Source organism: Streptomyces hokutonensis (genome assembly GCF_000376565.1).
Lineage (GTDB): Bacteria > Actinomycetota > Actinomycetes > Streptomycetales > Streptomycetaceae > Streptomyces > Streptomyces hokutonensis.
Genome location: NZ_BARG01000128.1, coordinates 1 through 26586 on the forward strand (window position 1 = coordinate 1; position 26586 = coordinate 26586).

A 26586-nucleotide genomic window follows, 5' to 3' on the forward strand; every position below is an offset into this window, starting at 1 on the left:
GCCTGGCTGGGACGGTGCCGCCGCCTGTCGAAGGACTACGAGTACCTGCGCGTCTGCTCGGAGAACGCCATCTACCTCTCCATGGTCATGCTCCTCGTGCGCCGCCTCGCAAGATCAGCCCGCTGACAGGCTTTTCAGACGCCCTCTACTGACCTTGAATTCGTAAGGGTGTGGCTCGTTTTGAGGGAACTCGTGACCAGCGGGTCGTAGCGGCCTGGGCTCCTGGCGCACCCTTGAATCCGGTGTGAGCGGTGTGACTTGGGGTTACTGTGCTGCCGTGATTCTGACTGACACCGAAATTGGTGACTTGCTCGGACCCGCTGGGCTTCGACTCGTCGAACGGGTCCCGGGGAAGGTTCAGCTGCCTCCACTGCCGAAGTACGTGTCGCCGGCGAGCGCGCGGCCCGAACACGGGCGCTTCGACTCCGAACCGGACGAGGCCGCCGACCTGGATGCTCCGGACTTCGCAGATGGGACGGACGCTGCTCTTGCCGAGTACCTCATCCGCGCAGGTGGGATAGGGTTTGGGCGTTGGCCGAGGCCGATCGAGTCGCCGGTATCGCGCGGCGCTGGTTGGCGCGGCATGATGATCGGTCGTGCTGCTGAGACTGGCGTACCTAGGTGTGACGAACGCGTTCGCGATACTGCGACTGCTGCCGATGAGCGACCGGGAGAACGATGTCGAAATCCTCGCTCTGCGCCACCAGATCGGCGTTATGGAACGGCAGCTGAACGGGCAGCAGGTCCGGTTCCACGCGAGCCACCGGGCGTTTTTTGGCGTCGCTCCTCCTTGGCCTGCCACGGGAAGTGCCGCGCCGGATGCGGCTGCTGGTGCGGCCGGACACTGTACTGTGCTGGCACCACAACGTCATTGCCCGCCGACACGCTTCCCAGTCCCGGCCGAAGCGCGGAGGCCGGCCCCGCACCGTGCACTCGATCCGGGCGCTGGTGCTGCGCCTGGCCAGGGAAAAATCCAAGTTGGGGCTGTCGGCGCCTGCACGGTGAGCTGCTCGTACTCGGGGTGAAGGTGGCAGCATCCACAGTCTGGGAAATCTTGCAGGAGGTCGACGTCGACCCGGCTCCCGCCTGCTGAATTCCATCACCCGGCACCTGGTATCGACGCCCCGAACCACTGATCACTGCGCCTCATCCGAACTCAACGACGAACCGGGTAAAAGCTCACATCTCTCCATGAGGTAGCAACTGGCCGACACGTCGTGAGACTGAAGGGAAACGTCCTGGTCACAGTGGCGGCGCCTGACACCGAAAGTGAGAACCCACATCTGGTGTAGGTTCCGAACAGAGATGTCGTTATCCACGTGACTTGTCATCAACTTGTCGTTCGGACCTGCTGCTAAGGGGCAGCGAGGATCTCTTCAAGAACGAACGATGCATCCGTCGGCAGGCCGTCGCCGTCGCGAACCGTTCCGGCGCAGGCGACCAGGGCCTTCCAGAGCGCCCAGCCTTGTCCACGCTCCCAGGTCGCCTTGTCTACCCGCAGCCGATCGCGGAACGCGGCCCGGCTTTTGCCTGTCAGCATCGTCCAGGCGATCGCCAGGTCGCAGGCTGGGTCTCCGACTCCGCAGGTGCCGAAGTCGATGACGGCCGCGAGCGCGCCGTCCTTCACCAGAAGGTTTCCCGAGGCCATGTCGCCGTGGAACCAGACTGGCTTGCCGTCCCACGGGGCTCGCAACGCCCGTTCCCAGATCTTCTCGGCGGTTTCAGTCCGGATCAGGCCGTCCAAGGTGTCCAGGGCTGCCCGGGCCCACCCGTCGTAGGTTGTCAGTGGTCCGCCTCGGAACCAATTGTGCAGTCCCGGGCCCGGTCCGCCGGTCGGGTCGATTTGCTGCAGGGACAGGAGGAAGTTCGCAAGGTGGATGGCGAACGCCGTCGTGTCCTCGACGACGGCACGGACCGCGGGCTCGCCACCGAGCCACCGATAGACCGACCAGTCGTGTGGAAAGCTCTCACCGGGGACGCCTCTGGCCATCGGAATCGGGATGTCCAACGGCAACGCGGGGGCGAGCACCGGCAGCCACTGGTGCTCCTTCTCTACCGCCAGCGCGTACTCCTTGGCAGTCGGTAGCCGCACCAGCATCTCGTCACCGAGGCGAAAGGTGCAGTTGTCCCAACCCTGCGTATCGACCGGCCGGACCTCGAGGTCGGACCACTGCGGGAACTGCGCGGTGATCAACCTGCCCGCCACCGCCGCGTCGACCGGTTTCCGGTCCGGCAACGGCAAAACCTCGGGCGTCTCGTTCATCGGAGGCCGACCGTACGACGCCCGATCGGATCATTACAAGCGATTTGCGATCGTCCCGAACGCAGGCCGCGAACTGTCCGTCCCCCAGCCTGTAGCCCGTTCACTTGTTCGCGTGTTTCGAACCCAGTGCGATGACCTTGCTACGACGGTCACCGCTGTGCGACGGTCCGTCCGGTCGGCCCGGGTGCCGCGGTCGGCGGATGGATGCTCGCCTCTTCGAACCATCAGAAGGGGCAGGTCATGTTGACGAAAGTCCGGGGTGCGGTTGCGGCGGCGATGATGATGGGGGCGTTGCTGGTGCCTGTAGTCGTGGCGACCGATGCGGCGGCCGCGTCGTGTGCGCGGCACACGACGGGTGTCTGCAAGGCGAACTCGCCGCATCCGCGCGGTGCTACCGCGAAGTGCAAGGACGGCTCGTACTCCTACAGTGCCCACGCCCGCGGGACGTGCTCGCACCACCGGGGCGTCAAGTACTGGTACCGGTAGACGGCACCGGTGCCGCTGCCCGGAGGGATTCGGGGCAGCGGCACCGGCGGTTCGTCGAGCATCACGCGTAGTCCCGTAGACATGTGGCCCTGCACCGGCGCAGCAACTCGGTGTGGGGCCACACGTGTACGAGACGGGGTGCGCCTTCGCGCCGTACCCCGGGCGGTAGGACGGCACCCGGGTGGGGGAGCATCTGCTCAGCCACCGTCTGCTCGTGAGGAACCGTCATGCGCTCTGTCCGCCGTACTGTGCCGCCCGTCCTGTTCACCGGCCTGTTGCTGGCCGGCTGTTCGCCCGTCTCGCTCGGCACGTCGACGTCGTCCTCTGCGCAGAGTCCTGCGGCGGGAGCGCCGGCCGGCTCGGGGCGGGCGATCGCGGTGGGGGCGGGTCCGCAGAAGCACTACACGGTGCAGCAGCAGCCGGCCGCGGGGTCCTGCCACTACCGCTATCTCGAGGGGGAGCCCTTGGAGGATCCGAAGTGCACGCCGGGCGCGGTCTCCCCGGCGGTCACGCAGTCGAATCTGAAGTCGACGATCTGCCGCAAGGGCGGCTACACCTCGGGGGTGCGTCCGTCCGCGTATGTGACGGGCAAGGAGAAGAAGCTCAATGCCGCCTCGTACGGCTTCACGGGCAGCATGTCGGATGCCGAGTACGACCACCTGATCAGCCTGCAGCTGGGCGGGGATCCCAACGACTACCGCAACCTGTGGGTGGAGCCGGCCGACCCCGGCCACAAGAAGGGCTCCGGGGTCAACAACGCGAAGGATCCGGTGGAGACGAAGCTGCACACCGCGGTCTGCAAGGGCCAGGTCACCCTCGCCGCCGCGCAGAAGGCCATCGTCACCGACTGGACCACCGCTCTGGCCACCCTCCACCTCACCTGAGCACCACACCAGGCGATCGAGCCACAACTCGCCCTGGCGACGCGCAACTTTCCGCCGGAGGCGGCGCGCCGGGGTGACGGTATGAGACCGTACGGTCATCCGGCCCGCCGCTTCCCCCCGTAGCGGTGGGCCGGACCTGATTCACCGGGCCAGGGTGACGGTGGCGGTGATCGGCAGGTTGGCCGGCGAGCTGCTGGTCCGAGCGCGTCGCGTTCGGTGGCGGTGATGCTCTGTCAAGCCGTGCGTAGTGGGGCGGGGGAGGCGTTCTGGACGCTGTCGAGAGCTCCCCGAACGTGATCTTCTTGTCGGTGGGACCGTAGCCGAGGACCTTGAGCAGGGTGTTCCGGTGTGCCGACTGGGTGGCGCAGTGGTGAATGCGGAGATTCGAATCTGTCCGTTCTCCATGTGTTTGCTGTGCAACTGTGATGCGCATCATGCATGCAAATTAAGCCAACTGGTCTGATAACCGTTCAAGTCGGCGGAAGCCAGGCGATAGGTTCCCTGTGACCATTCTTGATCGTTTCTAGGGGGAACCTTGTCGCGTTCGCGCGCGAGATTTTTGGCCTCGGCAAGCGCCGGGGTCGCCGCACTCACTGTTCTCGGCACCGCCCCACAAGCGCACGCCTCCGCTCCCGCGGAGGCGTGCAGCCTCCTCTACAACGCCCGCATCACGTACTGGGGAATGGCGTGCGCCCAGCCGGGGGAGCCGATGATCGGCAGCTTCGCCACATGGCGCAACGTGCCGATCACCTTCGATCAGGTCGATACCGGATCGGCAACCGTGCAGGTCGGCAACTACCTCCGTGTCAGCCCGAACACGTCCGGCAGTCCGCTGGCCGCTCCCAACATCGAGATCGGCCTCTACGCGGAGAAGACCGGGAGGGCCACGCACACTTACGGGCCGCGATGGACGGAAATGACCACGAGCGGCGGGCGGACGACCGCCATACGGGCCGGGGTCAACCCGACGAAGGCCGACAAGCGCAACCACACCTACATGACGGTCCGCCAGGACAGCGGCAACCAGTGGGATGTTCTCTACGACTTCAACAAAGTCGGTTCCACCACCAAGCAGCTCAAGGTGGTGGGCGGCAACACCAACCGGGTTGACGTCGGCCTTGAGGTATCGGGGCCGACGTATGTCGATGTCCCCTCCATCGCCGACCGGATGCAGTTCATGACCGGCAACAAGGTGTGGCAACAGGTGGCAACCGGCAATGTAGCCAAATCGGTCACGCTCCCCGCGTGCAGCACGACCCACAAGCCGCCGAGCTGCTTCACCACGAAGCTGACCGACAGCAGCAAGTTCACCCAGTGGACGGTGAGCAAGCCCCGCAGACAGGCCGCCGCCGCGGCATCTCCACCCAGCACGCCTGCCGCCCGGACACACCCCGCCGACACACTCCCGCCCGATCTGCCCGCCACGTTCAACGGCGTGGACCAGGGCGCCCTGCAGTCCTGCCTGGAGAACGACGCCGATGACTGCCTGGCCACCGTGCCCGGCCTGTCGCAGTGCGTGGTCACCGTACGGGTCTGCAACGCCGCCGCGCTCGCTGCCGGCGGCCCGGCCGAAGACCCTGCAGCTGACGCGGACGTCTCCGCCGCCGACATCCGGGCCCGGGCTGCCGCGGCCTTCGACGTCCCGGGCGACGACGTCGCCGTAGAGCCGCCCGCGTCTTCACCAGCTGCGCCGGCAGCCGGCCCGCGCGCGGTCTCCGACGGTGGTGACGGGGTCTGGACGGTCTCGTCTTCCAGCTCCACTCCTGGACTGCAGCGCGGCGATCACCGTTTCGCGGGATTCACCGCCCGCTACAGCCCGCACACCGGTGCACTGGTGGACGCGTGCTGGGGCGAACTCTGCGACGTTCCGTGATCACTACGAGCCGCAGGTGCCCTGAAGCTTCCCCATGCCCGCAAGGAGTCCACTGGTGACCATACGCACCACCCTCATTCGTCTGGCCCGCGCAACCGCCACCGCTACAGCCGTGGCGGTTCTCATGGCCACCGCCACGTCAGCCGGCCACGCCGCACCTGCAGGAAACGACCCGGGCCCCGAGGTTGGTACCAGGTTCGTCGATGCCGCGTCCCTGCCCGCTGAGGACCTGAGAGGTCTGGGCAAACCCCTCCCGTACGCCCAGTACGCCCGGTCCCACCACGCGAAGTCCGCATCGCTCACCGCCGCGCCGGTCACTGCTCCGGACGACGAGCAGGACCTGCGCCAGGAATGCGCGGCACACGCGGCGCAGGCCAAAACGGCCGTCGGGTGGATCAAGTCACGGTTCGAGAGCTGCCAGAAGCGTCCCTTCGACCTGGTCCTGCGTGACGTCAGGGGCACCACCGCCCTGGGCCGCCTCAAGTTCGACCAGTGGGTTCTCGGCTTCGCCTACGACGGCAGCCGGCGCGTCGACTACCTCGCCAGCATCGAGAACATCATCGTCCAGCCACTCCCCACCGAGGACGCCACGAAGTGGCGGCTGGGCCAGCACTTCCGCCAGAGCGTCAACGCCTCCACGAGCGACCCGGACCCCCAGGTCACCGCGCCGCAGACCACCGACCGCGACGAACTGCTCGGCGTCTGGGACACCCAGCCGCACTGGAACCTCTCCTACACGGCCCCGGACAAGGGCCCCCTGTACGACCAGGGCAACCAGCAAAAGGTCTTCTCGACCGTGTCGATGGACCTCAGCGCCAGCTCTCCCAACGCCGCGCCCTACAGCGAAGGCGGCGATGTCTACACCTCCAGCGTCCGCTACGACTACGCCGGAAAGATCGCCGGCAAGTTCCTGGGCACTGTCTTCACCCAGGCCCGGGTGGAACTCGTGCTGAGCCAGAAGGATCCGGCGGTCAACGAGAGCGCGATGCACATCTACGACGCCCTCAACCGACCGGAACGCACCTTCCCCTCCTGGCCGGGCAAGACCGTCCCGGGCGTGAAGGAGCCCCTGCACCGTCTGGTCGACAAGGAGAAACAGAAGAAGAACCGTGCCCGATCGATCAAGGAATGCGAGAAGGTGTGGGGGGACTACAAGGGAACGGATCTTCAGTGCGACGAGTACCCGTACGCCTCCACCAAGGAGGGCTCGACCAAGGGGGACAACCGGTTCTCCGTCCGGCTGATCGACGGCACCGACAATGAGACCGGCGGTCGCAGGCTCGACCAGATGTACACCCTCAACCGGATCCTCGACGGCGACGCCTTCTACATGAAGATCACCGACTAGCAGAAGGGCAGCGGCATCATGGCGCTCCTGGCCGAATACAGGTGCAAGGCCACACCCGGCCGCCGCGTCGTGGAGATCTACGACGCGGACGCCTACCTCAGTGACGACGACGCCATGGCCGCCGCCCGCACCCAGGTGGTAGCCGGCAACGGCTACCACCTGTACATCCAAAGCCTGCAGCCCGACATCGACGTCGAGGTCGCCATCCGGCTCTGGGACAGCCCTCCCTCTCCTCCCGCCGGAGCCGAGGGCTCGGTTCCCATCAGCATTGAGTCGGAGACCGCGATTCTCGTGGTGAACCAAGTCGAATACGGCCCCGCCGGGGAAATGACCCTCCCTCGCTCAGGTGTCTACACCGGACACGCCTGGTGGGAAAACCGCCAGGCCACCGGGGACTACTACCAGACCACCCTCGACCACCCCACTGACGACACCTTCGAAGACCACCTCACCCAGGCATGGAACACCCCCCCAGTGACCGAACGCTACGTCCTGGACCTCGCCTACAGCCGTGCTTCGGAACACGATGACGAAGAAGAGCCGTAGAACCGGGACGCCGAAGACTGAGCGCCGAGTTGGCGAGTTGAGTGTGGGACGAGTTGCCTCGTCCCGCGAGCGCCGGCGCCGAACCGGTCGGGCATGTACGCCTCGGGTACGCCCCCCGAGGCTGCTATATCGCGTCAAGCCGCTTGAGGAAGATCCTTGGGTTTCATCCCTATGCTCTGGTGGGAGCGTTCGAGGGTCTTGAAGAGCTGTCGGCAGATGGCTCGCTTGAGGCAGCGTTGGGCGTCCCGGGAGGTCTTGCCCTCGGCGATTCTGCGGGCAACGTAGGTCTTCGTGGCCGGGTCGAGCCGCATCCGGATCAACGTGATTGTGTGCAGGGCCCGGTTGAGCTGGCGGTCGCTGCTGCGGTTGATCCGGTGCCGGTTGGTCAACCCGGAGGAGGCGGGGATGGGTGCGACACCGGCGAAGGAGGCGAAAGCCGCCTCGGAGCGGAACCGGCCCGGATGCGACCAGCTGACCAGGACCTGAGCTGCGGTGATCGGTCCAACGCCAAGCAGATCGAGAAGGTCGGGGGCCAACTGCCGTACCAGCGCGAGGATCTCGTTCTCGAGGTCCTTGGCCTCGACCTGCAGGGCCTGAATGCGCTGGGCGGTGGAGCGCAGGGCCCGGGCGGTCATCCGGCGCTCGACGCCGTGCGTCGGGCGATCCCGAAGCTGAGCACAACGGATGACCTGGGCCGGGCGCTTGAGCTTTCGCAACTCGGATCGCAGGTCGTCGGGGGCGGACACGATCAGGCCCTTGAGCTGGTTGATCGCGGCGGTGGAGGCGAGGACCGCGCCGTGGCGGGTGACGAGCAGGACGCGCAGGGCCTCGCGCTCACCTCTGAGTCGGGGCTGGATGAGATGCTCGGCGGACAGGGCCTCCTTGGCTGCCCGGATAGCGTCGATCATGTCGGTCTTGCGTCCACCGCGGACGGCAGGCCGCTTGGGCCGTAGAACCTCGACGACCTGTTCGCCGGCCTGGTCAAGGAAGGCGGCCAGGCCGGCGCCGAAGCTGCCGACGCCCTCCAGAGCCCAGCAGCGGCGACCGGGGACATGCTGTCGGGCGAAGTCCAGCAGGCGACGGTAGCCCCGCGCGTTCGCCGGGGAATCCGTGGTGGCCAGGACGGCTCCGATCGGAGACACAGCTGCGGCAGCGAGGGTGTCGCGGTGGGTATCGACGCCGATGACGCCGTCAACCTGTTCTGCAAGCATGGTCACGCGGTTGTTCTCCTTCGGGCTCTGGACAGCCGTGGTCGGCGTCGGCCTGGGTGGAGTCACCGCGTGGCAGAACTGTGATGAGTCACGTCGAGATGGCGGACAAGCTGCTGATCAAGCCAACGGGGTGGGCCAGGCCGACGCCGACGTCCGGCAGACAACTCGGGCGAACGGCAGGCTGCAACGAGCCGCCAATTACCTTGTGGGTCATGCCGGAACGTCGGCCCCGAGCCTGGCAGCAGCCCAACCCGGGCCGCAGTTCGACTATCACAGTTACCTTCTTCGTGGCACCGCAGCGACAGGCCGGAGTCCGCGTTCAGCGGGCGAGGGTGACGGTGATCGGCCCGTCGGGGCAGTCGGCGAGCTGCTGGGTGAGCGCGTCGCGCTCGTTGGCGTCGATGCTCAGGCCCCAGCGGGTCTTGTCGGCGATCCAGTCGGTGTCGTACTGGCAGCGGTAGCCCGCGTACGGGGGCAGCCACTCGCTGGGGTCCTTGTCGGCCTTGGACCGGTTGCTGGCCGCGGACACCGCGATCAGGTCACGGGCGTCGCCGAGGTCGTTGGCGTAGTCCTCACGCTCCTTCGCCGTCCAGGTCGAGGCGCCGGAGTCCCAGGCCTCGGCGAGCGGGACGAGGTGGTCGACATCGAGCTTGCTCGCGCTGTCGAGGTAGCGGTCGTCGTAGGGGGAGTACCAACTTCCGCCGGTCAGAACGCAGTTGGGTCCTTGGGCCGGGGCGGTGACGGCTTCGGCCTTGAGGACCTCGGCCCTCGTGTTGCAGCCGTCCCGGTCCGCGTCGATCCAGTGGCGGAACTTCGAGCGTTCGTAGCCGGTGCGGTTCTCGCTCTGGAGGGGGAGTGCGGCCAGGGCGTCGCGGACGGGCAGGGTCACGGTGTCGCCGGGGGCGGCGGCAGGCTCGGCTGTGGCGGCGTGGGCGGTGGCCGGGGTGAGCAGGGCGGCGAGCACGGACAGCGCGGCGACGGCTGTACGGGCGGCAGGGACGAAGCGCACGATGGGGTTCCCTCTCGAAGATCACAAACGGTCGTGATCTTCGTAGCGGGGCGGTGTCCGCCGCGCCCGTCGATTCTTCAGTACGTCACTCGCGCGGACGGTAAGTCACACCGCGCGCGACCCGCTGGACCCTGAAGAGGGAATTCCGCTTCAGGTTCCCCAGGGAATGCGAAATCGGAACTATCGGACGTTTCTGTGCCAGGTGGTTAATCGCCACCGTTCGCCACCCCTCCAATCTCCGGCAACCGGAGGTGGGGCACTTGCCTATGGCTTAAGAATGTTCGGCGGTACCGGCTCCATACCGCCCGCCGAGGGGAAATTCCTGGCGGGCCACGAACAAGCATCACGGAGTGCAGCCGGACCGACGACACGGGAAGGGCGAAGTTCTTCCCCCGGCCAAGCAAAGGAGCGGGCGCGCTCACATGCGCTCTGAACTGCAATGCTGAACAACTTCATGGCCCAGGCCTGGACCGAGTACGTCGCCGGCGTCCTGGTCCTGGCCACCGGTGCCGCGACCGGCGCCCTGGCCAGGGCCTGGCGCCGGCGCAGGCGGCTTCGCCTGGACCAGGAAACCGCCGCCGGCAACAGCGAATGAATTCACCACATCTGATTTCACCGGAGGTATCCGTGCTCGAACCGCACAGCGTCGTCTTACGGACGACGAAAAAAGTCGTCCGTAAGACGACACAACGGCAGCCGGAAGCGGAAACACATCGAATTGGGGCCTGGAGCCATCTGAAAACGGCCGAGGTAATTGACCCGGACACCTGGCTGGGGGAACTCGCCAAAATTCCCCGCATCCTGGACCACACCGGCACGTTGACGGAGGTCGCCAGGAAGTACGACCGGATCCTCGAACTCATCGAGCTCGGCGTCATCGAGGACCTCAGCGAAACCGAGCTGCTCGCGGCCCTGCTCGTCCAGCGTGTCTTGCGCGACAAGCTCCAGATCGACGAACCGCGGCTGATCGCGGCCGCCCGCCGCAAGAACATCACGTGGTCCCGCCTCGCCCCGGCCCTGGAAGTACGCAGCCGGCAGTCGGCCGAACGCCGGTATCTGCAGCTGCGTCAGGACATCGACGGCGCCATCGGCCACTGCCTGACCCAGGGGGACCGGGTCGAGGCCGCCCGCACCCAGCGCAACCGCAGGGCCGAACAGCAGTGGGCACACCGGCACGACGCCGAGATCGCGGTCGTGGGCCGGCGCCTGGCCGCCCTCCCCGACCTCCAGCGGCGCGCCGACTCCTGCCCGAAGGTCGCCCGCGCCAACCAGGTCGCCATCCTCCACGCACGCCGCAACGGCGAGAGCGATCCGCCCCCGCTGCGCACACCCTGGCCGGACAAACTCATCGAGACAGTCGCAGTCCAGGCAGCGCACCAGGAAGCCGAAGCGGCACTGCGGGAACTCGCCGCCGACCCCGTCCAGGCACCCCCGAACCCGGCGCCCGCCCCGCTGACACCGGTCAAGTACGCCCGCCTGATCCACCAGATGTTCAGCCTGGTCGGCTACGCCATCGACAGCGACAACGTCGACCTCGGCGACCACCAGGACCTCGTGGACGCGATCCGTGATCTCTACGACCGGGCCGGCCCCGACGCCCCGCGCGCGCCCGAGGACTACTGAGCCGGGCAGAGCGCCGGCCGACGGTGTCCGGAGCCACTGACGATGGCTCCGGACACCGCCCACCGACCGACTGCAGGCCGCGCGGCGCCGACGCGGGCCCGCTCTCGGTGACGCGGCAGGCCGTGCTTCTGCAGGGCCCGGGCCTCGGCCTCACCGCGTCTATCGCGCGCCGGGCAAGGATGGTCGTGATCCAGGCCTCGGGGACGTGATCTCGCGCGTGTCCATACGCCTGAGCAACGTGAAGATCTCTATGGAGACGTTCTGGAGAACGTCCTCCGCGCAGTGATCCGGCATAAACCGCCTGACCAAGGCGAGCCAGTAGGAACTGCGCTCGTGAAGGAGGTTCAGGATCTTCTCCCTGGCCTCCTCCTCGGTGATCTCGGACTTGCGAAGGCGGCCCTGGAACAGGTTGGAGATCTCGCGTTTCTGCCTGCGAGGTCCTGAACTTGTCGCTGACTCGGTCACGTTGGTCTTCTCCATGTCCCTGATGACGGCGCCACCCCGCGTGACTCCGCCGGTTCCGTGCTCCCCCCGGCAACTACGACGACGTACCTGGAAGGCGAAGTGTGAACCCCTAGGCCAGAAGCGGTGACGAGGTGTCAGCGCAGTCGAAGAGACACCCGTTGACTACGCGGAACACCTGAAATACGGCGGGACGACGCCGTCCGCACGGGCGCGAGCGCACGGCGGGAATGAACGACCCGGCCGTGCTCGCGTCCATGCCCGTCACCTCGATGCTCGGCTTCGAGGGCGCCACCTTGAGCTCGAAGACCGTGTCGATGCCGCTGCACGGACGCGACCACGGTGAACACCACGGCAATGGTCTCTACGGTGATGCCGGGCGTCTCCGAGACTGCGATCGCCCACCAGGGCGGTCCCTCACGCGGAACAGCACGGCGGCCGGCGATGTCGCCCAGGCGCCGTTGGACGGTCGGGATGAATGGCGCGGTGCCCGGCGCCCCTACTTGCCCTTGGCGAGCTGCCCGCCGCCGTCCACCAGCAGGCCAGCTGACGCGTGTTGCGTACTCATGGATGGTCAGATGTTGAGTAGGGGAACGTTAGCCGAGTGGCACGTTCGCGAAGGTCTCCCACTCGTACATCTGGTTGTCCCGGTGGATCACGATGAGTTCCGCGCTGGAAATGCGTGCCTGCGCCGGAGTTAGGTCGAGGCCGGTGAGAACCTGCGCTATTGGCTCAACGGGACCGCCTGCGGCGCTGTAAGCCACGGATACGTGCGGGGTGAAGCCTTCAGCCTTCTCCGGAACCTCTCCTAGGACATCCCCGATAGATTCCCGAATGGCGCCCCTGATGGCGTGGACAGGACCATCAGGATGGACGTGCAGGAGCACGGCCTCGGGGTCCAGTACGGCTGGCCCGATCTGGACATCGAAGGCCGGAACGGAAGCGAGCCGCGCCTGGGCTGCATCCACGATGGCGTGGACGTCCTGCTCCTTGGTCTCGCCAACGAAGCCGATGCCCTGCATGGTCAGGTGCAGCCACCGGTCGGGGATCGGGGTAAACGCGTCTCCCAGCGGAGCGAGCGCGGACCGGTACTCGGCGGCAAGCCGGTGTACGTCGTCCTGGCCTTCGAATGTCAGGTGCCAGGTATAGAACCGGCGGCCTTCGCTCCAGCCGGACCGCCACCACCAGTGGTTGCGCATGGGCTCGGGTTGAGTGCTCATAGTCAACGATCAAATCAGGCGGAGCCCTCCCCTGGCGAGAGTGCGAGATGCCGCGGGGCTGAGTCCACGCAGAACGCTTCGATTGCTTGTTTCAGCCCAACGGCCGCGGTACCGGTGTCGGAGGGCTGTCCGGCGCCCGAGCTGAGTTCGCCGAGGCGACGAGTGACAGGCGCCAGACGGTGATCCGGTGGAAGTGCCAGAACAGGAGCAAGGGCATCTAGAGCGCCTTCCGCCTCATCGGCGGCCATGTACGCCGCCGCCTGGCTGATGTGGATCTGTGCCTCGGTGCCGTACGCCCTGACCGGCTGCGCCGACAGGAGCGTGAGGGCGTTGTCCGCAGATCGCAAGGCATCGGAGGGGCGACCGACACGCAACTGGACGGCCGCCGCGTAGTTCTCCTGCCGAGCAGGTTGGCAGGAGAAGATGCCCCCGATGTCATCATTGCCGCTCATTGCGACACGCGCGTCCTCCGCACGGGCGAGAGCCGCCAGGGCCTCGTCCTTAGCCCCCAGCTCAGACCAGGCATCGGCTTCCTGGCAGGCGAGGAGTACTGCAACCGTTCCCGTTGTTCGGTATGTGCTGCCACGTCGAGCGAAGTTCACCGCCTCACGACGACGGCCGTCCCAGAACGCCACTTTGGAGCGAGTCGAAAGTACCCACGCGCGCAGGTCGTTGTGTCCTGATAGCTCGGCACACAACCATGCAGTCCGACCCTGTGTATCCGCGTCGCGCAGTTGTCCCAAGTCGGAAGACATCCATGCCAGGAGCCCGCACAGATAGCCGGCCGCGACGTACAGGTCGGCCGATTGGCGAGGGTATTGATGTCCTTCAAGGAGGGCGAAGACGCGGTCGCGCAGCGCCCGGGTCCGGATGAAGAGAGCGACAGGATCTGAGGTCAGGTAGTCGGACGCGAGCGTCCGCGTCTCGGCCAGTAGCTGTTCGAGGGCGATATCGCCGACGTTCGCGGCCTCCGCCCACTGTGCCCAGGACGCAGACTCGTCGGCGGCGAGACGCACGAGATCGGTTCCGGTCGCTTCGGGCTGGGCATCCGTGAGCGATGGCACGGATGGTGGGACTGTCGAAGCGATGGCTGACGGGCGATGAGTAAGTAGGTTCAGGTCTGCTTCGGGCAGCGCGCGCCGGTCTTCCAGGTCCAACAGGTCCTCTACGCGGCACGAGAAGGCACTCGCCATGGCGAACAGGACCGGGAGACTGGGGCGGCGCGAGGATGGCCCTGGCCATTTCTCCCACTTGCCCACAAGGGAAGCGTCGGCGGCCACGGACTCGCCGGGACGTCGGACACTTGCCTGGGTGATGCGGTCCGCTGCCTCTTGAAGTGTCCAACCGTGGACATGTCGCCACGCTTCTCTGGGACGCATCCTGAATCGAGTGCGCATCTCGATGGCGATATCGGCGAGTGTGCATCCGGCGATGGCCGCCATGTCCTGACGGAGAGCATCCCGGTCTGCCTTGGAACCGGGTTTCGTGGGGGCGTTCATGGGCGTGCTCCCTATGCGGTGTCGTGAACTCAAGGTAGCCGCGTCATCGATCAATTGGGCGGGCACGAACCGGGAGATCGTGGATATGCAGCCCAACCGGTCGTCCAGAAAAGGCGATTGCTCCTGGTCGGCGAGTCGGTGTGTGTCCAAAAAAGTTGGTCACGCGTGCCCGTGACGTCAACTGCCCTGATTGAAACCGTAGGAGCCCGCACCAGCACTCCGGGTGGGTGAGCCCCCGGCTGCTGCTCCCGCACACTGATCGCCAAATTGAGGACGCATGGAGAAAGTGGCATGACACCGACTGCTACCGTCGCGCGAACTCGCCCCCGAATTTTCCCTCCGCCTCGGGCGTACCCCGGATTCGACATGTCCTTCAGGCGGAGCGAGGGTTCCACGGCTGGTGTGATCGCCGAGGCTGACCGCGCCGTGCCGTCTCGTTCACGCGTTATCGTCCGGGCCGCGCTTCGGTATTGGGGACGGCCGGGGCTCATCGAGTCCGCCGATCTGCTCGTCACCGAGCTCGTCACGAACGCGTTCAAACACGGGCGCGGTGATGTCGGGGTGCGCCTGTACCTCACCGACTCGCACCTCCTGATCGAGGTACGGGACGGTTCTCCCGAAGTTCCCGTGCTGGGCAATGCCGCTCTCGATGACGAGGCCGGCCGCGGCCTCTTCCTCGTCTCCGCCATCGCCGACGACTGGGGCGTCAGCCCTGACGGCATGACGACCTGGTGCTCCCTCCCCTTTTGAGAAGGAACGACGACATGGAACAGCGCGGCGTGTCCGTGATCCCTGATCTCATGCGCGAAGAGACCAGGTGGATTTGGAAAGAGGAGTTTCCCGCCAACCGTCACTCGGCCGGGAACGCTCTCCGCTACACCCGTCTCTACCTGCATGCGGACTTTGAGCACGTCTTCGTGGACATCGAGGATGCGAGCGCGATCGCTGGCGTGCTGATGGCCAACGCCGTACGCCATGCGCGTGTGCCCGAGTACGCCCAGATCGCCGTGGAGTGGGCGCTCCTGAAGTCCGGTGACGTGGTCATCCAGGTGCGTGACCGCCGTCGTGACTTCCCCGACTTCGACGAGGCCATGAAGTGGGAGCCGGCCGAGGGCGACCGCCCTCGCGGTTTGTGGATCGCCCGCCAGCGCGGAGCGGAGATCGCCTACGCCCCCGTGGACGACGGGAAAGTCGTCCAGGCCGTGATCAAGCCGCGCGCACTGCCCGCTTAACCCGTGCCGTACGCCGTCCTCCTGACCGGCCGCCGGGGTGCTGTGCGCCTTGCCTCCCCCGTCGAGGCGCCCGCCCCGGCGGCCAACTCCCTTTCTCATAACCCCTTTTGAGGCTCCGATGACCCCCTTGCCGGTGCTCCTAACCCGTCCCAGGCCATTAGCCCCGCTCCCCGTTGGACGTGCCTTCGCCACGGGAGAGACTCCGGAGCGCCCGCGCAGAAACGGGATCTGCCGATGAACGGCGCTGTTCCGCCCCAGTTTCACCCGGCTGGATTCGACGGCGCGCTGCGGACAGCGTTGGACGACATCCGTGCCGGCCGGTGGCGGTCGACGAGAGAACTGCTGAGGACCTGCCGCACCTGGGGGGTGCGTACCGCTCGTAGCCAGGTCCTGGCGGCGGCGGTGGTGGCCGCTCAGGGGGATGCGGTCGAGGCGTGGTTGCAGGAGGAGCCGAGCGCGGAGGCGTTGATGATGCGGGCGCGGGTGAGGGTGCAGCAGGCGCTGGGTGCGTACCGCGCGGGGGAGCGCGGTGTGGGGGTGCTCGCGGATCGGGCCCGGGCGGCGTGCTTTGAGGCGGCGCGCTATGGGCCCGCTGATCCGGTGCCGTGGGTGTGTCTGGTGGCGCTCGCGCAACTGGACTGGCCCGAGGAGGGGCGGCGGCGTCCCGAGCACCGGGTCCAGCCCCCCGAGGACATGCTGCCGTCCGGGCCGTGGGTTTTGCTGCACGAGGCCGACAAGCGTGATCCGGGCAGTCGTGAGGCGTGGCACCGCATGATCCAGGCGCTGCGGGCGTACGGGGCGAATGTCCGCGACGTGGTCCGGTGGATCTGCTCGTGGGCGCCGGATGGGTCGCCGCTGCTGCTGCTGCCGCTCTATCTGCATGCCGAGCACTACGCGAAGGAGCGCGCCCGTGGCGCGCTCACCCCGCTGTACTGGACCACCGACGCGGTCTCCCACGCCACGTGGCGGGCGTTGGCGGGGTGGTTCTGGTACGCGGACCGGACCTCGTGGTCGGCACAGGATCTGAACCACCTTGCGCAGGCGCTGTTCTCCTCGGGCCTGTACCGGGAGGCTGCCCCGGTCTTCGAGGCGATCGGACCGTTCGTCACTCCCGAGCCGTGGAAGTACATCGCCGAGGCGCCGGACCTGTGGCTGGAGCAGTTCGAACGCGCCCGCGTCAAATGCCGTGCGACTGCGGTGGGCGGTACGCGGTACATCGTGCGACGCCGGTGACCGGCCACCGCAGCACCTGCCGCGCACCGCCCCGCCGACCCTCCCTCACCCCGCAGGCCACCGTCGGCCCCCCTGGTCGTTTCACCGTCCCCACCCCCGTTTGTGGAGGTACATCCGTTGTCTTCCCCAAGAACCACCCACCGCCGCGCCCCGAGCGATGAGGACATGTTGCGGCAGCTGGGCTATCAGCCCCGACTGGCCCGCCGCATGGGCCCGTTCGGGAACTTCGCGCTGAGCTTCTCGATCATCTCGGTGCTGTCCGGGTGCATGACCCTGTTCGCGTTCGGGCTCATTACCGGCGGTCCGGCCGTCATGCTGTGGGGCTGGGCCTTCGTCGGCCTGACCGTGCTGTGCCTGGGTGCCGCGCTCGCCGAGGTCACCTCCGCCTACCCCGTCGCCGGAGCCCTCTTCTACATGGCCGGCAGACTCGGCGGCCCCAAGTGCGGCTTCTACACCGGGTATTTGAACCTGCTGGGCCTGCTCGGCGGGATGGCCGGCGGCAGTTACGGCATGTCGCTGTTCGTCGGCGCGTGGCTCAACCTCCAGTGGGGCTTCACACCCACCCCCGGGCGGACGCTGGCCATCTGCGGCGCCATCCTGTTACTGCTGGCGGTGCTGAACCTGTTCGGGGTGCGGCTGGTGTCCGTGCTGAACTCGGTCAGCGTGTGGTGGCATATCGGCGGCGTCGCGGTGATCGTCGGTGCTCTGGCCCTCGTCCCCTCCCGGCATCAGTCGGCGGGCTTCGTGTTCACCCACTTCGCCAACACCACCGGGTGGGGCGACCACCTCTACGTGATCGCGCTGGGGCTGCTGCTCGCGCAGTACACCTTCTGCGGCTACGACGCCTCCGCCCACCTCTCCGAGGAGACCGTCCACGCCCAGATATCCGCCGCCAAGGGCATCGTGAACTCCATCTTCTACTCCTGGATCGTGGGCTTCGTCCTGCTCGCCGGGATGCTGTTCGCGATCCAGGACTACGCCGGCACCCTCGGCAGTGCGACCGGGGTACCGCCCGCGCAGATCTTCCTGGACGCCCTCGGCCTGACCGGCGCGAAGATCCTCCTGCTGGTTGTGATCGTCGCCCAGCTGTTCTGCGCGAACGCGGGACTGGCCTCCGCCTCCCGGATGGTGTTCGCGTTCTCCCGCGACGGCGCCCTGCCCTTCTCCACGACCTGGCAGCGGCTGAGCCCCCGCACGAAGACGCCGGTGGCGGCCGTGTGGCTGTCGGTGGCCGTCCCCTTCGTGCTGGCCCTGCCGTCGCTGTACTCGCTGACCGCGTACTACGCGGTCACCGCGATCAACGTCATCGGGATCACCCCCGCCTACGCCATCCCCGTCTACCTGCGCCTGCGCGCCGGAGACCGCTTCGTCCCGGGTCCCTGGTCTCTGGGCCGCTGGAGCAAACCCATCGGCTGGATCGCCGTGATCTGGGTGGCCTTCATCAGCACCGTGTTCTGCCTCCCGCAGGTCTCCCCGGTCACCGAGGATTCCTTCAACTACGCCCCCGTCGCGCTCGCGGCCGTCCTGCTCCTGGCCACCATCGGATGGGCCACCCGCGGCCGACGCAGCTACGGCATCCCCGCGTACGGGACCGCCAAGGAGCGCGCCCTGTTGGGGGAGGACCTCGTATGAGTGAGACCTCTCGCCGGCCGGAGGCCCCCTACTTTGCGGCCCTGTGCGAACTGGTGGACCGCGGAGCCGTGGACACCGTGCTGCTGGCCGTGCCCGACATACTGGGCCGGCTGAAGGGCAAACGGATCGACGCGCACCATTTCGTTGACCGTGTCGCGTTCGGCGGCAGCGACGTGTGCGCCTACGTCCTGGCCACCGATGTCGACAACCGGGCGCTCGACGGCTTCGCCCTGGCCTCCGCCGAGACCGGCTACGGCGACGTGAGCCTGCTTCCCGACCCGGGCGCCGTCTACCAGCTGGCCTGGATGAAGCGCACCGCCCTGGTCTTCGCCGACGCCATCGGCCGCGACGCAGGGCCCGTCAGCGTGGCCCCGCGGCAGATCCTGCAACGGCAGCTCGACCGGCTCGCCGCCCGCGGCATCACCGCCCGGGTCGGCCTGGAGACCGAGTTCCTGCTCGGCTACGCCGACGCCACGGACTCCCACCACCGCAGACTGCGGCCGGTGTTCGACCGTAACCTCGACTACGCCCTCGACCACCCGCGCCTGCTGACCCGCTTCTTCGAGGAGCTGCAGGAGTGCCTCGGCGCCATGGGGTGGCCCGTCGAGGCGGTCAAGACCGAGGGTGCCCCGGGTCAGGTGGAAGTGACGTTCCCCTACGGCGATCCGCTGCGGGCGGCCGACCTCCACCTGCTGTTCCAGCACGCCGCGCGGACCCTCGCCGAGCAGACCGGGCTGGTGGCGAACTTCATGGCCGCACCCGCGACCGGCATCGGCAGCAGCTGCCACATCCACCTCTCCCTCCAAGGCCGCGACAAGGTGCCGCTGTTCGCCGAGACCGAGGGCCGGATGCCCGATGCCGCCCGCTACGCCGCCGGCGGCCTCCTGGATGTCCTGCCGCACCTGGGGGTGTTCTACGGGCCGACGGTCAACTCCTACAAACGCTACGTCCCGGGAACCTTCGCGCCCACGACCTTCACCTGGGGCCGCGACAACCGCACCTGCGCCATCCGCGTCGTGGGCCGGGGCGAGAACCTCCACCTGGAGAACCGTCTGCCCGGCGCCGACACCAACCCCTACCTCGCGCTCGCCGCGACCCTCGCTGCCGTCCTGGCCGGCCTCGACCACAAACCCGAGCCGCCCCAGCCCTACATCGGCAGCGCCTTCGACGACCCCCAGGCACCACCCGTACCGGGATCGCTGCAGGAGGCACTCGACGCCCTCCCCGACTGCCCGCTGCCGGCAGGGGACTTGCTCACCCCGGACGTGGCCTCGCACTACAAGAACGCGGCCCGCCACGAACTCGCCGTCCACCGCACCACCGTGACCGACCTCGACCTACGCAGAGGACTCGCCACAGCCTGAGCGGCACCCAACTCCTGTGCGCGGCAGCGTAGTTAGGGCTTGCCCTCGCGTACGGGTTCTCCCCTGCCGGTGCCGGGTGCGCAGCACCGGCTCCGTACTTGGCGCCGAGGGGGCCGAACCCCCTTCGTTCCCCGGGACCAGACGGTGGCCCGGGGGACGAAGGGCCCCACGAAACCGACCAGACCGATCACTTCTCGACAGGATCATCTGTGAACCGCACTCGCTTCACCGTGCTGGACGACACCCAGCGCCATCCCCACCTGGCTCGGCAGATCTCCCTGATCCTTCGCCAGGCGGCACCGACGGTGAACGAGACCGCACGAGGAGCTGGATGACCAGCCGCATTGCCCCCCACCAGCGCTCTCCCGAAAGGGCATCACGTATGCCGGCCCACGAAGCTCTCGCCGAAGTACTACGCCAGCGCATCACTGACGGCACGTACCCACCTGGATCCGTATTTCCCGCGATATCCGTACTGGAAGCAACCTTCGGCCTCGGCCAGTACACCGTCTGGATGGCGAGGAAGGCTCTCTTCCGCGAAGGCCTCCTGGAAACACCCCCGGGCGACGCCCTCACTGTCGTACGCGTCAGACCCGGCCAGCCTGTGGCGAACTACAAGCAGGAGCTGGTCAATACCCTGCGCCGCCGCATCGAGCAGGGCGTGTACGCGCCCGGCACACCAATGCCGAAGGCGCCGGAGCTTGCGCAGGAACTCGGCGTTGGCCCGACTGCCGTGCGGTGGGCGATCAACCAGCTCAGCGAAGAAGGGCACCTTGAGACCCGCCGTGGCCGAACACACGTCACCGCACAGGGGCCGTCGACGGCCCAGGCATCTCGTTGACCTCTCCACCGGTACCGCCAGACGCATGGCCGTACACGGGACCCATCCATTCGAACACCAAGGAGGCACACAGTGGGGACCTCAGCTCACGGTGAAGAAGTCGTCACGGTCGTCGATCTGAACCTGGAGAGGGATGGCGGCAAGAACACCCCCGACCGGGAACCGGGTGGAGAGGGCGGCGAAGCCGGCTCGTCCGGGTGTCAGCCCAGACGGTGACACCCCGCAGCACGACGAGCATCCGGACCGGGCGACCCCGACCGGGACATCCCCGCCTGCCTGGACGACGTCTACGCGGGCAAGCCCGTGACCGTCGCTCTCGCCTACGGCGAGCCCGGCGTCCACAACCAACTGTTTCAGATGATCAGTGACTTCGATCCATTGCGGGCCGTGCCCGACACCGTCCGCGGGGATCTCGGTCACGACAGTCTGGAGCTGGCTTCCGTTGCACGTGACGGGGTCGGGGCCCACCGGGTCCGCTACGGTACGAGCGTTCTCCGTGCAGGCGAGATGGGATCCCTTGTTGAACAGCTCTCATGACGACGTGTCGGCTGGCGTTTTCCGGTTGGTTGTGACGGGTGGTGGGACCGGGGGGCACACCTATCCTGCGCTGACGGCTGTGCGGACGCTTCAGCAACGGCTGGCGGTGTCCGGGCGGGCGTTGGAGGCGCTGTGGATCGGCACGGAGGGCGGTCTGGAGGCCAGGGTCGCGCCCGCTGAGGGGATCGCGTTCACGACGGTCGCCACGGGCAAGATCCGGCGGTCGGCGAATCCGCTGAAGATGCTGTCGGCGGCCAACATGACGGACATGGCGCGGGTACCGCTCGGGGTAGCGCAGGCCCGCAAGATCATTGCGGATTTCCGGCCGGACGTCGTCCTGGCGACCGGCGGCTACGTGGCCGTTCCGGCCGGGCTCGCGGCCCGGATCTGTCGACGGCCGCTGGTGCTGCACGAACAGACGGTGCGTCTGGGCCTGGCCAACCGCAAACTCGCCGGGTCGGCGACCGCGATCGCGGTCTCCTCGGAGTCGACGCTGGAGCTGCTGCCTGCGGCCCCCCGGGCGATCGCCGTCGTCACCGGGAATCCGGTACGGCCTCAGGTGCTGTCGGGGCACGGCGCGAAGGCGGTCGAGGCGCTCGGCCTGCGGGGCTTCGACAGTCGGCGGCCCACGGTGTATGTGACCGGCGGAGCCCAGGGCTCCCAGCAGATCAACGAGGTCGTGGCGGAAGTGCTGCCTTGGCTGCTCACGCACGCGAACGTCGTCCACCAGTGCGGGCCCGACCATGTCGAGAGCCTGCGCCGCCGGGCGGCATCGCTCCCGGTGGAGTCCGTCGGCCGCTACTACGTGAGCGGGTTCGTGGGGTCGGAGCTGCCCGACGTGCTCGCGCTCGCGGACGTGGTGATCTCGCGCAGCGGGGCGGGCACGCTCGCCGAGCTGACCGCGCTGGGCAGGCCTGCCGTGTTCATCCCGCTGGCGTCCTCGGCGGGCAACGAGCAGTACCACAACGCCCGTTACCTCCAGGAGGCCGGCGCCGCCGTGGCGCTGACCGACGGTGTCACCGGGCAGGCTCTCGCCGGTGCACTGGCGCCGCTGCTGGCCGATCCGGCGCTGCGGGCGGCGATGGCGGAGCGGGCCCGCGCACACGGGAGGCCGGACGCGGCCGAGAGACTTGTGGACGTGATCCTGTCCGCCGCGTCCGGCTGACCCCGGCCGCAGGAGAGCATCGGAAGGCCCTGGACGCCCGTTACCGCAGGCCGGAACGCGTGTTGGTGTGTGAGGGGCGGCGGCGTCACGCCGCTCCGGCTGGTCACAGGAACTGAGGCCCCGCGCCCGCCTGTCGGAGGCGGCAGTGGGGGACCGGGGCAGGGACTGGCGGGCAGTCCCGGTCACTATGCAGGCGACCGGGCCTGCCGACGCCGTGGTGAAGCTGGTGGATTCGGCCGGGATCCCGACCGCTGTGCGCCATGCGTGCGGGACCCCCGGAAGGCGATCCGTCTCTCGGGGGTTCTTTTGTGCCCGGCCCAGGGGCGCGGCTACAGGTGGCGGTCGGCGCCTGCGTCGACGACCGCAGCGAAGGTGGTGGTGTCGCCGCCGTAGGGGTCGGGGACGTCCTGTCCGTCCAGGTAGAGGCGCAGTTTGGGCAGGTCGGGCGGGGTGGCCAGGTCCTGGAGCGCGGCGAGGACGGTGCGGTCCATGGCGAGGACGGTGTCGGCCCATCCGATGAGGTCCCGGTCGACCTGGCGGCCGCGGTGCCCGGTGAAGGTCGTAGCCGCGGGCGGCTGCCGGGGCACACTGCTGACCATTCCGGTCATCCGGACACCACCCCCACGAGCCTCAGGGACGACACACTCGCGTGCCGTCAATTCGCCCTGGAAACCCGTCACTTCGCACCATCCGACAGCCTTGCCTGGCAGAGGAGGGCGTACGGCCCCGACGCCCGAAGCAACCTCACCGGCACCGAACGCGCAGGCTCACACCCCGCCAGAGGACGCGCGCCGCGCGTACCAGGCCCGTTTGGGGCAGGCGGGCGAGCAGAACACCCCGGAGACCGGATGGTTGATCCCGGTCGTCCACACCGCCCCGCACTGCGGACACGAGGCCGTCACACCGGCCTTCACCGCCTCGGTCCGCGCCCACGCCCGCTGCATCCGCCGCCAGTGACGCGAACGGCACGCGTCCTCACAGAACACTGCCGTCGACATCCCCGGACCACCGCACCCCGGCACAATCGCGGCCCGGATTCAGCATCCACGACCACGGTCAGCCGCAGCCGGGGAACACCGTCCCTGTCCATGCGGACACCGTACGGCCATCGGTTCCATCCGCCCAGCCCGTGGTTTCAGGCTTGCCTGCAGGAGGCTTTCATGATTGGCCGCCAACAAGAGTGGGCTGCCAATCATGAAGGGCAGAAAACTGGCGGAGACTCATGAATAATCGAGCCTAGCCATCGAAGGCACTCGTTAGCATGGGTCGATATACCATACTGCATCCCAATAGATGCGGTATGGCTTGTTGTCTGCCGGAATGGTTGAGACGACGATTCCGTTTTGGTTCTTTAGGCGGGCGGATGCGCTGCCGGTCTGGTTGTTGGTGACGGCGCCAGCGCCCAGGAAGTTGAATATGGAACGTTGGCCGCAGTAGTAGAGGCGGAATAGGGTGTGTCGGCCATCGCCTTGACCGGCGGCAACGCACAGATATCCGGCCGGACAGTGGTTGAGCTCGTAGTCGCGTTCTGCCGTGCTCACGTCCGGCCGCACGCCTTCCACGGTGGAGTCGAGCGGGCTCACCGATGGGTACCGGACCATCGCCCCGACGCCAGGCGCGCTCGAGCGTCCATCGTCTCTCGTTCCCGTTGCCCGCGCTGGCGAGGTGGTGATCGAGAGCACCGAGAGTAGGACGATGAGCGTGGCGAATAAGGCCAGCACCCCTTTCCGTGAGACGAATGGCATATTTGCCGGAACTGTCATAGCTGTTGACCTTTCTGGCTCGTGTGTCCTTCTTTCCTCCGCGTGCTGAGGTCGGAAGATATGGCACCCCCCGAGCTTCCTCCGGCCTCAGCAGGCATTCTCATGGTTGGCGATTCGGCTGCTCTCGCCTATTAGCTTCGATGGTGTTCAAAGGCTGCTGGTCGCGCGCGGGCCCGGTGTTTGGCAGCTTCAACGCTGCGAGTACTCACCGACGGGACGGCGCACCGCTGACGAGTTGGGTGCCGAGGGGGGTGGGGAGGTGATGGGCGCTGGTGCCGGTGCGGTGGGTGGTGATGAGTCCGGCGTCGCGCAGCACGGTGGTGTGGTGGGAGACGGTGGCCGGCGAGATGCCGGCGCTGTGGGCGAGGACGTTAGTGGTGACCCCGTGTCCGGCGACGACGGCTTGCAAGAGAGCGGCGCGGGTGGGCCCCAGGAGTGCGCCCAGCGTGCCGCCTTGAGCCTCCAGCGCAAGGCTGGCTTCAGGGGTCCATACGCTGTTGTGGGAAACGGGGAACGCCAGGACGGGCAGGTCGGCGTGCAGGGTGATGCCGGGTGCGCGGCAGAACAGGGAGGGAACCAGGTGCAGACCGCGCCCTTCCAGATGGAAGTCCTCGTTGAGTTCGGGGCGGGCGAGTTCGAGTACGGGAGGTGTCCAGCGGATCGTCGGGTGCAGACGGGAGAACATCGCGTCCAGCCCCTCGGCGAGCAGCGTGCGCGCCGCGGATAATCGGGCGGCCTCGGCATGGGTATGGAGGTGCTGCTGCATGGGCGCGATTGCCGCCTGGTGCCAGTCGCGTATCGCGCCGCTCAGGGCCTCCAAGGCGCGCGGGGAACCGTCGGCGAGGTCAACTGCCCATCCCGGCACCGGCCTGCGAGTGAAGAGGGTGAACGATTCCAGGTCGGCACGCAGAGAAGATTTCGGCGTATATAGGAGTGCGTCCAGGCCGGCGTCGAGATCGGTGGTGTTCAAGGGTGTCAGAAAGTCCGGGCAGTACTTGCGGGGTATCACTAGCGAGCGCAGGAGGTGGACGGAGCGGGGGACTCGTTGGCGCGCCCAGCGCTGCCACGGCCCGAGCATGGCGCCCGGCCGGGGCTGTTGCAGAAGCTGCAAACTGACCACCGTCTCATTTAAGGGATCGATGCCCTCTGCGAGGGACACGCGAAGAAGATCATCGTGTGTGAAGTGAATCCGGAACGCCACCGTTCCTCCTCCAAAGCCGTGCCAGGTAAGGACCACGCGATCAGAGGAGGGGTGTGGCCACAAGCAGCTCGCAAGCCACGCGCCGAGGCTACGGCTCAGGCCCGTGAACCGGGATCAGATCATTCGAGACGGGACATCCCGCCGCCTCGGCCCGCCGAATTCGCACCATAGCCCGCCACCGTCGCCGTACGCGTGCCAGTCCGAAACCCGACCGTGGTCCATTAACCGAGTACGACAAGGAAGCCAGTTGCATTGGCATGGCAGGCTCAGAAACAGGCTCTGAAAGAGTGTTTTGTCCTGGTGATGTCGTTTGGTGGCTCTTTGGCTGGCAAGTCGATTCAGGGGTGGTGAGGCTGGAGATATCTCGCGTGCAGGGTGATGCCGTTGACACACACCAGCGTCCGTTTCCGTCTGATCGCTCCCGTCTGATCCCAAGGCGCCCCCGCTGGCGCCCATTTGCGCCCTGCCGGCACAAGGGCCCCGACGGTACTAACGAAACATGACGCGACAGCGCCCGTATCCCAGTGATCTGTCCGATGCCCGCTGGGAATTGATAGAGCCCGCCCTGACATCCTGGCGAACCGAACGCAGGGGAAAGGGCCTGGACATCGGGCGCCCGCCGCAGCACGACCTGCGCCGAATCATGGACGCCATCCTGTACGTCGACCGGACCGGGATCGCCTGGCGCTATCTGCCGCACGACTTCGCGCCGTGGGAAACCGTCTACGGATACTTCGCCGCATGGCAGAAGGACGGCATCTTCGACCAACTCAACGGCCTCCTACGCCAGTTGGTACGTGAAGCCGAAGGCCGGAACGCCGAACCGACCGCCTGCGTGCTCGACGCCCAGAGCGTCAAGACCTCCGCGAACGTGCCGGCCGCAGACCAGGGCATCGACGCAGGCAAAAAGATCGCAGGCCGCAAGCGCCACCTCGGCGTCGACACCCTCGGCCTGCTCCTGGCCGTCTGGGTCACCGCCGCAAGCGTCTCCGACAACGCCGGCGGCATCCACCTGCTCTCCCGGATCGCCAACGCGAACCCGCACGTCACCAAGGCCTGGACCGACACCGGTTACCGCACCAAAGCCATCGAGCACGGCGCCCGCCTCGGCATCGACGTCCACGTCGTCCACCGTGACCCCGCCGTAAAGGGATTCAAAGTGATCCCGCGACGCTGGGTCGTCGAGCGCACCTT

27 protein-coding genes are annotated in these 26586 nt (G+C 67.4%); 16 read left to right on the top strand and 11 right to left on the bottom strand.

Annotated features, from left to right (window positions below; translation table 11 throughout):
* Positions 1–617 precede the first annotated feature (617 nt).
* Together SSP08S_RS62320 and SSP08S_RS53070 are read right to left on the bottom strand one after the other, a co-directional pair.
* Positions 618–755 carry a hypothetical protein gene (locus SSP08S_RS62320; RefSeq protein ID WP_019075782.1) on the bottom strand — a complete coding sequence of 46 codons (138 nt, stop codon included), beginning with the start codon at positions 753–755 and terminating at the stop codon, positions 618–620.
* Positions 756–1354: 599 nt separating this feature from the next.
* The gene (locus SSP08S_RS53070; RefSeq protein WP_019075783.1) at positions 1355–2263 is read right to left on the bottom strand and encodes an aminoglycoside phosphotransferase family protein; all 909 of its coding nucleotides are present in this window, start codon (positions 2261–2263) and stop codon (positions 1355–1357) included.
* 240 nt (positions 2264–2503) lie between these two features.
* Here SSP08S_RS53070 and SSP08S_RS53075 point away from each other — a divergent pair, with 240 nt between their 5' ends.
* The 5 genes from SSP08S_RS53075 to SSP08S_RS53095 all read left to right on the top strand — a co-directional run bounded on the left by SSP08S_RS53075 (position 2504) and on the right by SSP08S_RS53095 (position 7400).
* Positions 2504–2749 (top strand): DUF3761 domain-containing protein, encoded by a 246-nt coding sequence (locus SSP08S_RS53075; protein WP_043260458.1) that lies wholly within the window; start codon positions 2504–2506, stop codon positions 2747–2749.
* A 227-nt stretch (positions 2750–2976) separates the two neighbouring features.
* Entirely contained in the window at positions 2977–3633 is a 657-nt protein-coding gene (locus SSP08S_RS53080; RefSeq protein ID WP_043260456.1) for a hypothetical protein, read from the top strand.
* A 559-nt stretch (positions 3634–4192) separates the two neighbouring features.
* Positions 4193–5506: a hypothetical protein gene (locus tag SSP08S_RS53085; protein WP_245608148.1), complete on the top strand. Its 1314-nt coding sequence runs from the start codon at positions 4193–4195 to the stop codon at positions 5504–5506.
* 55 nt (positions 5507–5561) lie between these two features.
* Positions 5562–6854: a NucA/NucB deoxyribonuclease domain-containing protein gene (locus tag SSP08S_RS53090; RefSeq protein WP_019075787.1), complete on the top strand. Its 1293-nt coding sequence runs from the start codon at positions 5562–5564 to the stop codon at positions 6852–6854.
* 18 nt (positions 6855–6872) lie between these two features.
* Positions 6873–7400, top strand: a complete 528-nt coding sequence (locus SSP08S_RS53095) for a hypothetical protein (RefSeq protein WP_019075788.1) — start codon at positions 6873–6875, stop codon at positions 7398–7400.
* A 134-nt stretch (positions 7401–7534) separates the two neighbouring features.
* On the opposite strand, the gene SSP08S_RS53100 is transcribed toward SSP08S_RS53095, so the two are convergent.
* A complete protein-coding gene (locus tag SSP08S_RS53100; RefSeq protein WP_019075789.1) occupies positions 7535–8617 on the bottom strand; it encodes an IS110 family RNA-guided transposase in 1083 nt (360 codons plus the stop codon).
* Positions 8618–8930: 313 nt separating this feature from the next.
* Complete coding sequence (locus SSP08S_RS53105) at positions 8931–9620, bottom strand: HNH endonuclease family protein (protein WP_019075790.1); 690 nt, start codon at positions 9618–9620, stop codon at positions 8931–8933.
* 439 nt (positions 9621–10059) lie between these two features.
* Between SSP08S_RS53105 and SSP08S_RS62325 the strand changes: the two genes are divergently transcribed.
* Complete coding sequence (locus tag SSP08S_RS62325) at positions 10060–10215, top strand: hypothetical protein (protein WP_019075791.1); 156 nt, start codon at positions 10060–10062, stop codon at positions 10213–10215.
* Between the two features lie 224 nt (positions 10216–10439).
* The gene (locus SSP08S_RS58655) at positions 10440–11243 is read left to right on the top strand and encodes a hypothetical protein (RefSeq protein ID WP_051106191.1); all 804 of its coding nucleotides are present in this window, start codon (positions 10440–10442) and stop codon (positions 11241–11243) included.
* Positions 11244–11402: 159 nt separating this feature from the next.
* Here the strand turns inward: SSP08S_RS58655 and SSP08S_RS53120 are convergent, their stop codons facing one another.
* The 3 genes from SSP08S_RS53120 to SSP08S_RS53130 form a co-directional block, all read right to left on the bottom strand.
* Positions 11403–11723: a hypothetical protein gene (locus SSP08S_RS53120; RefSeq protein WP_019075792.1), complete on the bottom strand. Its 321-nt coding sequence runs from the start codon at positions 11721–11723 to the stop codon at positions 11403–11405.
* A gap of 578 nt (positions 11724–12301) precedes the next feature.
* Positions 12302–12904, bottom strand: coding sequence for a 2'-5' RNA ligase family protein (locus tag SSP08S_RS53125; RefSeq protein WP_026179596.1), 603 nt, complete (start codon positions 12902–12904; stop codon positions 12302–12304).
* A gap of 35 nt (positions 12905–12939) precedes the next feature.
* On the bottom strand, positions 12940–14424 hold the full coding sequence (locus tag SSP08S_RS53130; RefSeq protein WP_245608149.1) for a helix-turn-helix transcriptional regulator: 1485 nt from the start codon (positions 14422–14424) through the stop codon (positions 12940–12942).
* A 366-nt stretch (positions 14425–14790) separates the two neighbouring features.
* On the opposite strand from SSP08S_RS53130, the gene SSP08S_RS53135 reads away from it, so the two are divergent.
* The 6 genes from SSP08S_RS53135 to SSP08S_RS60515 all read left to right on the top strand — a co-directional run bounded on the left by SSP08S_RS53135 (position 14791) and on the right by SSP08S_RS60515 (position 20726).
* A complete protein-coding gene (locus SSP08S_RS53135) occupies positions 14791–15174 on the top strand; it encodes an ATP-binding protein (protein WP_019075795.1) in 384 nt (127 codons plus the stop codon).
* Between the two features lie 14 nt (positions 15175–15188).
* Positions 15189–15656, top strand: a complete 468-nt coding sequence (locus tag SSP08S_RS53140) for an ATP-binding protein (protein ID WP_019075796.1) — start codon at positions 15189–15191, stop codon at positions 15654–15656.
* Between the two features lie 234 nt (positions 15657–15890).
* On the top strand, positions 15891–16889 hold the full coding sequence (locus SSP08S_RS53145; protein WP_019075797.1) for a hypothetical protein: 999 nt from the start codon (positions 15891–15893) through the stop codon (positions 16887–16889).
* 165 nt (positions 16890–17054) lie between these two features.
* Complete coding sequence (locus SSP08S_RS53150) at positions 17055–18521, top strand: amino acid permease (protein WP_019075798.1); 1467 nt, start codon at positions 17055–17057, stop codon at positions 18519–18521.
* Positions 18518–19885 carry a glutamine synthetase family protein gene (locus SSP08S_RS53155; RefSeq protein ID WP_019075799.1) on the top strand — a complete coding sequence of 456 codons (1368 nt, stop codon included), beginning with the start codon at positions 18518–18520 and terminating at the stop codon, positions 19883–19885. The genes SSP08S_RS53150 and SSP08S_RS53155 overlap by 4 nt, the downstream gene beginning before the upstream one ends.
* 331 nt (positions 19886–20216) lie before the next feature.
* On the top strand, positions 20217–20726 hold the full coding sequence (locus SSP08S_RS60515) for a GntR family transcriptional regulator (RefSeq protein WP_078532900.1): 510 nt from the start codon (positions 20217–20219) through the stop codon (positions 20724–20726).
* 81 nt (positions 20727–20807) lie between these two features.
* Here SSP08S_RS60515 and SSP08S_RS62330 read toward each other — a convergent pair whose 3' ends face one another.
* Entirely contained in the window at positions 20808–21146 is a 339-nt protein-coding gene (locus SSP08S_RS62330) for a hypothetical protein (RefSeq protein WP_158697355.1), read from the bottom strand.
* A gap of 187 nt (positions 21147–21333) precedes the next feature.
* On the opposite strand from SSP08S_RS62330, the gene SSP08S_RS53165 reads away from it, so the two are divergent.
* Positions 21334–22428: a UDP-N-acetylglucosamine--N-acetylmuramyl-(pentapeptide) pyrophosphoryl-undecaprenol N-acetylglucosamine transferase gene (locus SSP08S_RS53165; protein WP_245608152.1), complete on the top strand. Its 1095-nt coding sequence runs from the start codon at positions 21334–21336 to the stop codon at positions 22426–22428.
* Positions 22429–22757: 329 nt separating this feature from the next.
* On the opposite strand, the gene SSP08S_RS53170 is transcribed toward SSP08S_RS53165, so the two are convergent.
* Complete coding sequence (locus SSP08S_RS53170) at positions 22758–23036, bottom strand: arsenate reductase/protein-tyrosine-phosphatase family protein (RefSeq protein WP_078532901.1); 279 nt, start codon at positions 23034–23036, stop codon at positions 22758–22760.
* Positions 23037–23238: 202 nt separating this feature from the next.
* Here SSP08S_RS53170 and SSP08S_RS62335 point away from each other — a divergent pair, with 202 nt between their 5' ends.
* On the top strand, positions 23239–23385 hold the full coding sequence (locus SSP08S_RS62335; protein WP_019075802.1) for a hypothetical protein: 147 nt from the start codon (positions 23239–23241) through the stop codon (positions 23383–23385).
* 299 nt (positions 23386–23684) lie between these two features.
* Here the strand turns inward: SSP08S_RS62335 and SSP08S_RS62340 are convergent, their stop codons facing one another.
* Positions 23685–24011 carry a hypothetical protein gene (locus SSP08S_RS62340; protein ID WP_158697356.1) on the bottom strand — a complete coding sequence of 109 codons (327 nt, stop codon included), beginning with the start codon at positions 24009–24011 and terminating at the stop codon, positions 23685–23687.
* A 385-nt stretch (positions 24012–24396) separates the two neighbouring features.
* Positions 24397–25161 (bottom strand): ArsR/SmtB family transcription factor, encoded by a 765-nt coding sequence (locus tag SSP08S_RS53180; protein ID WP_245608150.1) that lies wholly within the window; start codon positions 25159–25161, stop codon positions 24397–24399.
* A 730-nt stretch (positions 25162–25891) separates the two neighbouring features.
* Between SSP08S_RS53180 and SSP08S_RS57865 the strand changes: the two genes are divergently transcribed.
* Positions 25892–26586: IS5 family transposase (locus SSP08S_RS57865; RefSeq protein WP_043260462.1), on the top strand; the 695-nt coding region annotated here is incomplete at its 3' end.